Source organism: Saccharothrix sp. ALI-22-I, assembly GCF_001984175.1.
Classification (GTDB): domain Bacteria; phylum Actinomycetota; class Actinomycetes; order Mycobacteriales; family Pseudonocardiaceae; genus Actinosynnema.
Map to the genome: position 1 here is coordinate 54,865 of NZ_MTQP01000047.1, position 11,810 is coordinate 66,674.

10 protein-coding genes and 2 pseudogenes are annotated in these 11,810 nt (G+C 70.7%); 4 read left to right on the forward strand and 8 right to left on the reverse strand.

Annotation, left to right across the window (positions count from 1 at the left end; translation table 11 throughout):
• Positions 1 to 40 precede the first annotated feature (40 nt).
• The 3 genes from ALI22I_RS08640 to ALI22I_RS08650 form a co-directional block, all read right to left on the reverse strand.
• Entirely contained in the window at positions 41 to 1,441 is a 1,401-nt protein-coding gene (locus ALI22I_RS08640) for an MFS transporter (protein WP_077004949.1), read from the reverse strand.
• A 62-nt stretch (positions 1,442 to 1,503) separates the two neighbouring features.
• Positions 1,504 to 2,130: a TetR/AcrR family transcriptional regulator gene (locus ALI22I_RS08645; protein WP_143532070.1), complete on the reverse strand. Its 627-nt coding sequence runs from the start codon at positions 2,128 to 2,130 to the stop codon at positions 1,504 to 1,506.
• Between the two features lie 92 nt (positions 2,131 to 2,222).
• Positions 2,223 to 2,870, reverse strand: a complete 648-nt coding sequence (locus tag ALI22I_RS08650; RefSeq protein ID WP_238598221.1) for an MOSC domain-containing protein — start codon at positions 2,868 to 2,870, stop codon at positions 2,223 to 2,225.
• A gap of 240 nt (positions 2,871 to 3,110) precedes the next feature.
• On the opposite strand from ALI22I_RS08650, the gene ALI22I_RS50580 reads away from it, so the two are divergent.
• Positions 3,111 to 3,284: a hypothetical protein gene (locus tag ALI22I_RS50580; RefSeq protein ID WP_179118159.1), complete on the forward strand. Its 174-nt coding sequence runs from the start codon at positions 3,111 to 3,113 to the stop codon at positions 3,282 to 3,284.
• Between the two features lie 114 nt (positions 3,285 to 3,398).
• Here the strand turns inward: ALI22I_RS50580 and ALI22I_RS08655 are convergent, their stop codons facing one another.
• Together ALI22I_RS08655 and ALI22I_RS54565 are read right to left on the reverse strand one after the other, a co-directional pair.
• Complete coding sequence (locus tag ALI22I_RS08655) at positions 3,399 to 4,376, reverse strand: ArsO family NAD(P)H-dependent flavin-containing monooxygenase (RefSeq protein ID WP_077004951.1); 978 nt, start codon at positions 4,374 to 4,376, stop codon at positions 3,399 to 3,401.
• A gap of 136 nt (positions 4,377 to 4,512) precedes the next feature.
• Positions 4,513 to 4,641 carry a hypothetical protein gene (locus tag ALI22I_RS54565; RefSeq protein WP_274522777.1) on the reverse strand — a complete coding sequence of 43 codons (129 nt, stop codon included), beginning with the start codon at positions 4,639 to 4,641 and terminating at the stop codon, positions 4,513 to 4,515.
• 4 nt (positions 4,642 to 4,645) lie between these two features.
• On the opposite strand from ALI22I_RS54565, the gene ALI22I_RS08665 reads away from it, so the two are divergent.
• The gene (locus ALI22I_RS08665) at positions 4,646 to 4,861 is read left to right on the forward strand and encodes a hypothetical protein (protein WP_143532071.1); all 216 of its coding nucleotides are present in this window, start codon (positions 4,646 to 4,648) and stop codon (positions 4,859 to 4,861) included.
• Between the two features lie 186 nt (positions 4,862 to 5,047).
• On the opposite strand, the pseudogene ALI22I_RS08670 reads toward ALI22I_RS08665, so the two are convergent.
• Positions 5,048 to 5,488 (reverse strand): annotated as a pseudogene (locus ALI22I_RS08670) (STAS domain-containing protein); the annotation flags it as partial.
• Positions 5,489 to 6,195: 707 nt separating this feature from the next.
• Positions 6,196 to 6,465 carry a hypothetical protein gene (locus ALI22I_RS08675; protein ID WP_077004954.1) on the reverse strand — a complete coding sequence of 90 codons (270 nt, stop codon included), beginning with the start codon at positions 6,463 to 6,465 and terminating at the stop codon, positions 6,196 to 6,198.
• 28 nt (positions 6,466 to 6,493) lie between these two features.
• Between ALI22I_RS08675 and ALI22I_RS08680 the strand changes: the two are divergent.
• Positions 6,494 to 6,700 (forward strand): annotated as a pseudogene (locus tag ALI22I_RS08680) (IS701 family transposase); the annotation flags it as partial.
• A gap of 222 nt (positions 6,701 to 6,922) precedes the next feature.
• Here ALI22I_RS08680 and ALI22I_RS08685 read toward each other — a convergent pair.
• Positions 6,923 to 10,180: a hypothetical protein gene (locus ALI22I_RS08685; protein WP_179118160.1), complete on the reverse strand. Its 3,258-nt coding sequence runs from the start codon at positions 10,178 to 10,180 to the stop codon at positions 6,923 to 6,925.
• A gap of 1,108 nt (positions 10,181 to 11,288) precedes the next feature.
• Here ALI22I_RS08685 and ALI22I_RS08695 point away from each other — a divergent pair.
• The gene (locus tag ALI22I_RS08695) at positions 11,289 to 11,606 is read left to right on the forward strand and encodes a hypothetical protein (RefSeq protein ID WP_077004956.1); all 318 of its coding nucleotides are present in this window, start codon (positions 11,289 to 11,291) and stop codon (positions 11,604 to 11,606) included.
• Positions 11,607 to 11,810: the final 204 nt, after the last annotated feature.

Here is an 11,810-nt window from a genome sequence, read left to right on the forward strand (position 1 = left end):
AAATTGGTCCGGCCGAACCTGTCGTCCGGTACCAGTCAGATCAAGCGGGAACGGTCGCCCGCCGTGGCGCGGTCGCGAACAGTGCGACCACCGCGGCAACGGCGAACAACACCGCCCCGACGAGGAAGGCCACCACGTAACCGTCGGTGAGCGCCTCCGGGCCGGTCCCGACGGTTGCGAACAGTGCGACGGCGTTGAGCACGGACACACCGACAGCCCCGCCGACCTGCCGCATCGCGTTGGTCAGCGCGCTCGCCACACCGGTGTCCTCGGGCGGGACGCCGTCGAGCGTCGCCTTGGTGACCGTGGTCAGCGCCGCGCCGATGCCCAAGCCCCCGACGAGCTGCGCGGGCACGATCAGCGACCACATCCCGCTGGCGGGGTCGAGGGTGCCGAAGGCCGCGAGCCCGACCGCGCCCAGCGCCAGCCCGCTCACCAGGATGACGCGCGGGGTGATCTTGGCCAACAGCCGTCCCGCACTGAGCGAGCCGATGAAGATGCCCAACCCGCTTGGAACGAAGACCAGGCCCGTCAGCAGCGGCGAGTAACCGCGAACGAGTTGCAGGTAGTAGGCGAGCAGCAGGTAGAACGCCAGCAGCGCCGCGCCGGCGAGGAACACGATCAGGTACCCGGCACCGCGGACGCGGTCGACGACGATCCGCAGCGGCATGATCGGACGCCGCGACCGCCGCTCGACCACCAGGAAGACGGCCAGCAGCACTACGCCGGCCGCGATGAACCCGAGGGTTGTCGGATGCGTCCAGCCTTGGGTCTCGGCCTGGCTGATGCCGTACACCAGAGAACCCACACCCGCGGTTGCGGTGAGCGCGCCGGGCAGGTCGTACCCGGCGACACCGCTGCCGCGGCTGTCGTCGAGCAGTCGCAGTGCGGGAACCAGGACCAGCGCCGCGAGCGGCACGTTGATCAGCAGGCACCAGCGCCAGGAACCGATCTCGGTGAGCACGCCGCCGAGCACCATGCCCACGGCCATGCCCGACCCCACCGCGGCGCCGAAGACGCCGAAGGCCTTGCCCCGCTCCTTGGGGTCCTGGAACGCGGTGGCGAGGAGCGCGAGCCCGGCGGGTGCCATGAGAGCCGCGAACACGCCCTGGGCGGCCCGCGCCACCGGGAGCATGACCGGGCCGGTCGCCAGTCCGCCGACGAGGGACATCAGTGCGAACCCGACCACGCCGACCAGGAAGACCTTCTTGCGGCCCACCATGTCCGCGAGCCGTCCGCCGACCAGCAGGAAGCCGCCGAAGGTCAACGTGTACGCGGCCACCACCCAGTGCCGCGCCGCATCACCCATGCCCAGCTCCGCCTGCGCGGAAGGCAGCGCGATGTTGACCACCGAGGAGTCGAGCACGATCAACAACTGCGCGGCGGCGATCACCGCCAGCGCACCCCACCGCCGTGGGTCGAGCCCTGTGTCAACCGACATGCGTCCTCCCCGACGTAGACACGACGAGGAGGACTTTACAACACTCTGTCAGAAAGTGGTTCTCATCCCTGCCGCGCGGCCACACCGTCGAGGAACAGAGCCAGTTTGCGCTCGAACCAGGCCGTCGCGGAACCACTCACAGCGCCGAGCAGCACCGGGCGCAACCGGGGGTCGTACAGGTCCAGCCACGGATCGATCAGCTCGCGCCTGCGCCGCTGGGAGGCGTCCAGTGACGCGCCTTCGCCGTCGGGCGGCGTCGCCAGGAACTCCTGCACGACCAACTCCGCCAGCATGTCGACCACCAGCATCGCGGCTTCCGGCGAGAAGCCGAACCCCAGCAGGTGGACGCCGGTCTCGTTGTCCCGGCGTACCAGGGCGGGGCTCGTCAGGCGCAACGCCGTGATCTCGCGAGCCAGGCCCGGGTGCGCGTCGTGCAACCGCCAGTGCGCCCAAGCGGTCTCAGTCAGGAACGACCTCCAGCCATCGGCGGGCAACGGCCACTCGATGGCCTGGACGGCGTGGTCGACCACCGCCGCGGCGAGTTCGTCACGGCTTTTGAAGTACCGGTAGAGCGTCGAGTGCGAGATCCCGAGCCGCTCCCCCACAGCCGACACCGTCAGCCGGGAAAACCCGATCTCCAGCGCGGCCCGCACGATGGCGTCCCGGTCCGCGACCGGCGGTCTGCCCATCCTGGTAGCAGGCTTCGCCGCCCCGTCCGTTCGCCGCACACCCATGCTCCGCCTCTCGCCGACAACAACCCGCAACAATCGTACGAACGGTGTCAGGCGCCCACCCGGCGACGGGCAGTGGCCAGGATGTCCTCGGCCAGCGCGTCGACAGTGACTATCCGCGACAGGAGTTCGGATTCCGTGGTGATCGCCCGGAACACCAGCCCGACGGTCACCCCGTGGCCGGGTCGGTGCACCACCTGGACTGCGTCGCCGGCTCGCACGCTCCCCGGTGTCAGCACCCGCAGGTACGCCCCCGGCGCCGCACGCCGGGTGAAGGTGTGAATCCACCGCTTCTCGTCCATCCAGGCGGCAAACGTCCGACACGGCGTCCGAGGCGCGCTCACCTCCAGGACCAGTTCGGCACCGATCCGCCAGCGCTCCCCGATCTCCGCCCCGGTCACGTCCACCGCGATCGTCGTCAAGTTCTCCCCGAACACCCCGGAGGCCAGGCTCCGACCGAGTTCGGCCCGCCACCAGTCGAGGTCCTCACGTGCATAGGCGTAGACGGCCCGGTCACCCCCTCCGTGGTCGTCGGGATCCCCGATGAAGTCCCCCGCGAACCCGGAACCCCCGTACCCCGGAACCCCGACCTCAACCGCGCCCACCACGGGCCGCTTGTCGATCCCGCTGCGACCGGTCCTGGCCAACATCGGGCGAGCGACGCCCACGTTCACCGACACCACGCGTCCAAGGCTCACCACCGCAACATAGCGTCACCACCGCGCGAGGACTTGGCATGCCGATCGGTCCCGATCGGCATGCCAAGCGCTCGGCGCCACGTCACCTCGGCTCGGAACCAGCGCACCGGGCAGGCAACCCGAGGTGTGACCGGGCGGTCGGCGTCGTCCCGGACAGCCGAGTCCGGAACGCGGGCCCCCGCTCAGTGCTCGTCGCCGGCGGTGTGCACGTTGAGGTTCTAGCAGTCCAAGCCCACGCCGGTGTCGATCACAGCGACGCTATACGCTCTCTACGGCGGCCTGGAGTTGGCCGGATCGCCGTTGGTGGCCAGCCGGATCACCCATGCCGTGGGAGGTCCGGACGCACCGGCCGACACCACGGCGGCGTCCGTCGTGGACGGCCGGCAGACCGTGGTGATGCACCACCGGCACTGACCTGCCCGAACGGGCCTCGACCACGTTCTCGTCGATCGCCGTACTCCCGCTTTCCTCCGACTCCTGCGGGCCCACAATCGCCTGCCACGAGGGGTGGAGGGAAGACCTCGGTGGTCAACGCCGAACGGTCACGCCCAACCCATCCGCGACCCGGGCCACGGCGGCACGCGCGGTGGGGCCCACACCGATCAGCGTGGCCGAGGCGGGGCCGGTCCAGTGGCCGTAGCCGAGCAGGTGCAAGAGCGGTTCGTCCACGGCTTGGGTGCCGGTGGTGGGGATGCGGCCGTCCGGGGCGCGCAGGCCGAGGCCGGCCAGATGGGCCAGCGACGGGCGGAAGCCGGTGGACCAGATGACCGTGTCCGCGGAGCGCAGGGTGTCGTGGTCGATCGGGTGGGCGGTGAGCAGGCCGCGGTCCCGGGCCTCCCGGACGGGTGGGACGGCGACGATGTCGCCCAGGGCGGCGACGCCGCCGGGGTTGTGGGTGGCGATGTCGAACAGGGCCTTGCCGTCGATCTCGTCGGGCAGGTAGTGGGGTGGGCGTTGGGTGAGCCAGGTGAGGTCGACGTGGCCGGCCAGGTCGGCGGCGATCTGGGCGCCGGAGTTGCCGCCACCGACCACGACCACCCGTTGGCCGGTGAACTGCGCGGGGTTGCGGTAGTCGACGGTGTGGAGTTGGCGGCCGGGCAGGCGCCAGGCCAGGGCGGGGATGAAGGGTCGCCACCAGGTGCCGGTGGCGCTGATGACCGCGTCGGCGTGGCGGCCGTCCACGTCGAAGCCGTCGGCGGTGCGCAGGACGGAGCGGACCCGGACGCCGTGTTCGACCGGGAGTTCGTAGCGCTTCTCGTAGGTCGCCAGGTAGTCCACGACGTGATCGGGGGTCGGGTAGCCCTCGCCGGGGAAGCGGGGCATGGGCCAACCGGGCAGCGAGCTGTGGCGGGTCGGGGAGAACAGGCGCAGCGAGTCCCAGCCGTGCCGCCAGGCGCCGCCGGGTTCGGGTTGCGCGTCGAGGATGGTGAAGTCGAGGCCGGCGCGACGCAGGTAGTAGCCGGCGGCGAGACCTGCCTGGCCGCCGCCGATGACGATGACGTTCAGCGGAAACCTCCACCCGACAGGGCGACGGCTTCAGGACCGGAGTGTCCGACCATGCGCTGTGCGGCCTCCCCCTTCGTCTGCCGGTCCGTTCCCCGGCATGGTCGCATCTCCATCGACGTCTGCCGGACGACGGGTTTCAGGCGACCGGGACGTCCAGTTCGGCGAGCAGGGCGCGGACCCGGCGTTCGAACTCGTCGCGCACCGCCCGGACGTCCTCGACACTCTTGCCCGCCGGGTCGTTCGATCCGCACCGGGGCCTGGTCAACGGGGTGCCGTTGGAGGAGGGGATCCGGGCCAAGGTGGTCGACGCCTCCGAGGACACCGCCGCGTCGCTGCCCGAGCTGTACCCGCCCAACCCGGTCGCCTGGGCCATGCTCACCGTCCTCGGGCACCCGGCCCGCCGCTGGTTCGGCACGACCGCCCCGGTCGGCACCGAGGACGAGGACGGGATCACCGCCTCGCTCACCCCCATCAGCTCGATCTGATCGAGCAGGCCCACCGCAAGGCACTCACCCCACGACGGTGACGCCACGCCTTCCCGGGCACGACATCGTCCGTGGTTCCCGGCCGTCCGTGGTCCTGACGTGTGGTGGGCGCGGTACGGGGCGGGCGACGAGGCATCCGTCCCGCACCGCGCAGCCAGACCGGCGCGAGCGCTGGTTGTTTCAACGTCACCGCGTCGAACCTGGCCGGGCCACCAGGTGGCCCTGCCGTGCTCCGCGCGGGTGCCGGCATCCCACGGTTACCCCGATGGGGCGACACCTACACGGTGCGTCACATCGCCGGATCATTTCGCCGGGACGACCGGTGCGGACCGCAGCGGGGTGGACCGCGGTGGGGCCGACAGCGGCCAGCGCCTCGGACAACGTCGGGAACAGCGCGAGGAACATCGTGACGCCCGTGACCTCCAACGGCCGCACCACCGGGCGGTGAACGGCGACGACGGCGAACGCGACCTGCCGGCGTCGGGCGCCCTGGTGCGCTTCCACCACCGTCGCGATGCCGCCGGAACCGAAGAACCGCACTCCGGACAGGTCCAGGATCACCGCGACACCGCGCTCGTCCAGGCTTCTGCGGATCTCGTCACGGATCGGTATGCAGGTGTGCATGTCGACCTCGCCACGGCGAAGAACTCACGTTGAGGTAGAGCGTTGCGCGGGCACGACCACCGGCCGTGACGACCGACCGTCCCACCACACCCCGGTCCACAGTGGACCCGACGCGGCCAGGTTCACCGGTTTTGGTGAACGCGGACGGGACCGCGGTCGCCGTGCGCCTGGGATGCTGTGGGGGCGCCTCACCGAAAGGGGCGGGTTCCGGACAGGGCGAGCGGGATGCCCGCATCACGGGACCCGCCCGGCGTTGGTTCGGCGGCACCCGGCCGGTCTGCGTAACCCGGCGGGCGCGCGCACGCCCGTGGCCCACAACGGACCCGGACGGGTTACCGCGGCGGTGCCGCCGAACCAGGACACAGCGCCGTGGCCGGGCCGGACAAGCACCGATGCCGGGCCGATGTCGGCCAGCCCCGGTCGGCACCACGCCCACCGACCACGACACCGACGCCCGGCGACAGCCCCACCCGCGAAGAACCCGATGCCCGGCTGCGTACCGGACGGCAGCGCCCGGACACCCCGGCCGGCAGTGAGCCGACCCATCCCCGGACGGGTGGAGTCGGGTGATTCGAATGCACCCTGTGCAGCGCGGGCCGCTAGCCTGGAAGGGCCGGATGCTCACAGATTCCGGTCCCGACAGGACATGGTGCGCCGTGGGCAACCGGCCCTTCGCCCGAGTCGCTCAGGTTCGTGTGACGACGGGCCGTTCAGGGAAGCCGGATCTCGCCCCAGACCGTCTTGTGGTCGCGGCGGGGTCGATGTCCCCGGTTCACCGCGAGCCGGTTGACCACCAGCAGACCGTGGCGGCGGGCGAAGGCACGGACGTCGTCGACGATCGCAGTGACGAGATCGGCCAGGTCCTCGGTATTGTGCTCGGTCGCCGAACTGCTGCCCTGCGGCGCCCATTCCGCCGACCAGCTCACCGGATCCTCCGGATCGGCGGCGAAGTAGCCCCGGTGCAACCCGACCTCGTACACCCGCTCCTGCCCGACCGTGACCGTGACCGTGCCGCACGGTCGTGGTCGGGTCCCGCAGGTGGAGTCGCGGCGCCGGATGCGGTGGTATGTCCGGGGTCTGCTCGGTGAGTTGGAGCGCAAGAACGGCTGGACGCTGGCGGAGGCGGCCGGTGACACGGGCCCGGAGGGCATGCAGCGCCTGCTGAACTTTTATGCCTGGGACACCGACGGGCTGCGTGACGTCCGGAAAGTGGTCGGCCTGGTTGTGCAGTTGGCCTCCAAGCGGTTGCGCCGCCACCGCGGCCTTCCCTTCCGGCGCCGCTCTCAGGCACCGCAGACAGGTCACCTCCGTCCCGCTTCGGCTGTAGATCCTCGCTGGCCCAACCCGCCACTCCGACGTGGCAGGCCGGGGCGGGCAATTCCACGCCGTCCCGCGGCGCTTCGACGCGGCCGCAACAGCGAACCGCCTGACGTCGTGTCAGGAGGGGTTCACTGCCGGGTCGGTGTCGGGGGCTTCGCCAGCCGGACCTGTGTGCTGAGCCTGCTGTCCCGGGGCATCCGGTGGTGCGGGTGCCCGGCTGCGACGCCAAGAGAGGGCGAGCCAGGTCGCGGCGGCCAATGCGATGACGGCGGAGCCGACCCAGATGACGGGGGACCAGGAGAACGGGGTGGAGATCTTGCCCGGTTGGATCACGATCTTGAGTTGGTCGCTGGTGTGGTCGGCGTAGTAGAGATCACCGTGGTGGTCCAGGGCCAATGAGTCGATGGTGCCGCGGCGGTTGTCGATGAAAGGGTTGTCCACGAGCCGGAGGATGGTGCCCTCGGGTGTGACACGGTGGATGCCCGCGGAACTGCTGATGAACACGGTCCCGGCCCCGGTGGCAGCGACGTCGGTGGGTGACAAGGTCGTCTCAAGGGCTTCGTCGGTGTCGTTGTCCTGCGGCGAGGACGAGTCACCGGTGCCCGCGATAGTGGTGCGCTCCCCGGTGGGGGTGACCCGGTAGACCTGACCTGCTTCCATCGCGGCGATGTAGACGTTGTCCGCCTCGTCTACGGCCAGGGCGTTCACCGCTCCGGCGCTCGTGTGGCGGTAGGTCAGGGCCAGCGTGCCATCTCCGGCGAGACGGTAGGCGCCGTCGTCGGTGGCGATGTGCAGGGTGCCGGTGGGGCTGAGCGCCAGGTCATTGATGACCTGCAGGTGAGCGATGGTCGCGGGCTGGCCGGGGTCGACCCGGTCGCCGCCGTCGTTGCCCGCGGGGCCGCCGCCCGCGACGCGGACCGGTGGTTCGTCCCCGGTGGCCCGGTAGACGATCCTGTCCCTGGCGAAATAGCGCGTGCCGTCAGGGCCTACGGCCACGGAGGTCACCCGGCTGAGGGCGGGATCGGTGGCATAGTGCCACTTCGATGTGCCGTCGACCTCGAGCGCGCGCAGTCCCCTGCCCTGCTGGGCCAGCAACAGCGCGCCGTCGTGGTCGACAGCGAGGTCCTGCACGCTCCACTCGTTCCCGGTCTCGTTCCCGGTCTCGTTCCCGGTCTCGGTCGCGGCAGGTTGCGGCGCCGGTGCGGCAACAATGCCTGCGGTCGTGGTGATGCCCCGCTCGATGCGGCGGATCCGGTCGCCGGTCAGGTTGACGGTGTGCAAGGCGCCACTCGCACCGACGCTCACCGCCTGCGGCTCGTCGACTCCGGTGGTCGTGGCGGGGCCGCCGTCGCCGGAGTCCGCGGCCTGACCGGTGCCCGCGACGGAGCTGATCACCCCCGCCGGGTCCACTGCCCGGATGCGGGCGTTGTAGGTGTCGGCGATGTAGAGGGTGCCGTCCGGGCCGACGGCGATGTCGTGCGGGTTGTTCAGCTCGGCCGCAGGCCCAGGGCCGCCGTCGCCGCCGAACCCGGCTTCCTCCGCGTCCCGGAAGCTGTCGCCCGCGACCCCACGGACGGTGCCCCGGGGGTCGATCATCCGCACGGACGGCCGGACCCCGTAGGGGCTTGCGTCGAGCACGTAGAGGGCTCCGTCGCGGCTGACCGCGACCGCCACCGGCTGGTAGAAGTCCGCCTCGGCGGCAGGGTGCCCATCGGCCTTCCACAGGTACCGCGCGCCAGCACCCGCGACCACCGTGATCGTTCCGTCGGGGGCCACCCGACTGACCCGTGAGTTCCTGCCTTCGGCGAGGTAGAGGCTGCCGTCCGGGCCGACGGCGATGTCGTCGGGCGACACGATCGCGGCGGTTGCGGGGCCACTGGCCGAGGTGTTGTTCGGGTGCCCAGGCTGACCGTTGCCCGCGACCGTGGTGATGACGCCCGTGGGATCCACCTTGCGTACCCGGTTGTTGCCGGTGTCGGCGATGTAGACGCTGCCGTCCGGGCCGACATCCAGCCCGGACGGGAAGCTCAGGGAGGCCCCGGTGGCCGCCGCGCCGTCGCCGCCGTAACCGCCCTCGCCGGTGCCCGCGAAGACTGAGCTGGTCCCGTCGGAGGCGAGCCTCAGCACGCGGTTGCCGGCGGCGTCGGAGTAGTACCGCGTTCCGTCAGGCCCCTCTGCGATCCGTAGCCTCGGCGGCGACATCGACTGCCCGGGTGCGGGAACCGGCGAGGACGAGATGTCTTTTGCTTCGGCCACCACGCGCACCGCGCCCGGTTCGGCGTCGGGGAATCGGGCGGGGTGGGCGGGCGCCCGGTCCTGGCGCGACGCGGGCGCGTCGCGTACCAACTTCTGGATGCGGGCGCCGCCTTGCACGTAGATCTCGCCGCCCGGACCGACAGCCAGATCGCTGCGGTAGGACGCGGCGCCCTCGACTGGGGCCACGGACCTGATGACGCCGTCGGTGCCGATGGCGCGGACCACGCCGTTGGCGCTGTCGTGGACGTAGACCGTGCCCGCCCCGTCCACGGCTACCCCGCCGAGCACGCGTCCCACCCGCGCCTCGGTCGCAGGACCGCCGTCACCGGTGAAGCCGGGCTCGCCCCCTCCCACCACGGTGCGCACCACGCCGTCGGTGCCGATCGTGAACAGGGTCGAAGTCTTCGTGTGCGAGAGCGAATCCGGATGCGTGACGACGTAGACGGTTCCGCGCGGGTCGACCGCGATCGAAAGCGTCGACGACTTGGTCCCCACCTCGGTCGCCGGTTTGCCCTCGGCGTTCGCCGGGTCGAGAGCCCCGTCGCCGGTGATGGTCGTGACCTGCCCGGCGGGATCGATTTTGCGGACCCGGCCGCGGGTGCTGACGTAGACGTTGCCGCCCGCGTCGACCGCGATGTCCTCGCCTTCGCGGACGGCATCGGTGAGCGTGGTCGAGGAACCGTCGGGCGCGACCCGTCGGACGGCCTCGCTGCCCGAGACGTAGAGGACGCCGTCCTTGCCCGCGGCGGCCGCCCACGGCCGGTCTACCGAGCCGTTCGCCGCCGGCCCGGCATTGTCCGGTGGCCGCACCGCCCGGGTGCCGGGCACGGTGTCGATCACCCCCTCGGGAGTGACTGCCCGGACCCGGCGGGAGAACCTGTCGGCGAGGTAGAGGGTGCCGTCCGCGGCGACGTCGATCGTGCCGTCCCCGCCGATCCGGGCATTCACGGCCGATTGGCCGTCGCCTGAGTAGCCCTTCTCGCCGGTGCCCACCACGGTGACGGCTTGGCCATACGTCGGATTCGCCGCAGATGCCTCCGCGGCGGCCAACGACCCCGCTAGAGCGCCGACACCACCCACAACGACCAGGCGACGCACCCACGTACTGAACGAACGCATTGCTCCCCCTCGACGATTCGCACCTGCTGTGCGACGAACACCGACGCGTGTCGGTTCCCCCAGGGTGAGCAGATCGCACTCATCCGGTTGCTCACGCTTCGATGCCGACCGACGTGGCCCAAGGATGTGGCGGGCAACGGGCACGGTGTGGGGTGCCAGAACTCTGCACTGGGGCACTGAGCTGCGGCAATCATGCACCATGGGCCCGTAGGGGCATGATCGTGAAGCGTGGCGTTGCGACTGCTGTACCTGATCTTCGTTCGGTTCGTCGGCTGGTTGGCTCTGCTCGGCCGGTCATCGGCGGCCGAGGACATGGAGTTGCCGGTGCTGCGACACGAGGTTGCCGTGCTGCGCCGGACCAATCCCCGCCCTCGGCTGGAGTGGACCGATCGCGCTGTGCTCGCCGCGTTGGCCACCACGACCAGACCGACCGATCGCAGAGCCGGACCGCACTTCCATACGTCGCCGACCACTTCTTGGCGGCCTGATCCACGACTACGAGCCAGCAGCGGCTTAACGCGCAGGTCAGGGCCACAGCGCCGACTTTCGGCACCCCACAGGCCCGGACACGCCGCGCACGCCGGTCTCGCACGAGGACTCCTCCGGTCCACGAGGTGCGCAGGCATGAACCCGACGGGGCCGGGCCACCACCGCCGTCACCGTGCTGCGCCGGCCTGTAGCGAGGCGTCAGGGCCAAGGGGCCTGCGGGGCGTCAGCACGGTGTCGAACAGGAAGAACGACCCGAAGCAGACCAGTGCCGGTCTGACCGGAGCCTCACGGGGCGGAAGGGTGTCAGGCATCAAGATCCACACCGGGCCGTTCCGGTGTCATTAGAAGGGTGTTCAGGTCTGTCGTCACAAACGGATCTTGAACACCCTTCGTCCGTCTCCGGCCACCGCCCCCGACTTCGGAATTACTCGTCTAGCACGATTCTGGACATCTCATCTCCCTGTCGGTCGATGATCGAACGCCGCTCAGCGTCGGGCTGGCGGAGTCCGCCACGCCAGACGTTTGCACCGAGGTCGAAACCTCACCCGATAGCAGGCAGCCTCCGCGGTCGACCCCCTCTGACATCGCCTCCGAGGCGCGCACGGAATAGCTTGTCCAGGTGACGAGCCACTACCGCGACGAACGGGCGGCGAAGCGTCGGCCGCCTCTGGTGCCCGTGTTGTCACAGCACGTGGACGAGGGATATCGGCTGGTTACTCCAGCCGGTGCGCTCACGCCGGTCGTGGAGCACGTGCAGTGGGTGGACAACCACACGGCCGGGCCGAACACCCACGCGGTGATCTCGTTCGCGGACGGCACCGATGTCGAGTTCCCGTTCGACGTGCCGCTGACCGCCGTCTGGCACGCCGAGCAACGCCCGGTCGATCAGGACCAGCTCGACTCCGCCGCCCCTGCCGCATGGGGCGCGGAACTGTAGTCGCGCGGCCGAAGGCCGCAGAGTGCTCGAATCATCCGCGAAGGACGTGAAGCCGGTTCAGCAGCAGGCTGGTCATGGCACGGACGCCGACCCCGATCGCCCGTTTCGTCGGCGGCGAAGTCCGGCGCGTGCGGCACGCCGTTGACGCCAGGGTCCGGATCGGCCACACCGTGCGAGGTGCCAGAAGTCGGTATTGATGCTCCG

Excerpts from the sequence above, each read along its gene's own strand:
- ALI22I_RS08640 (WP_077004949.1), bottom strand. The coding sequence starts at position 1,441 with ATGTCGGTTGACACAGGGCTCGACCCACGGCGGTGGGGTGCGCTGGCG.
- ALI22I_RS08645 (WP_143532070.1), bottom strand. The coding sequence starts at position 2,130 with ATGGGCAGACCGCCGGTCGCGGACCGGGACGCCATCGTGCGGGCCGCG.
- ALI22I_RS08685 (WP_179118160.1), bottom strand. The coding sequence starts at position 10,180 with ATGCGTTCGTTCAGTACGTGGGTGCGTCGCCTGGTCGTTGTGGGTGGT.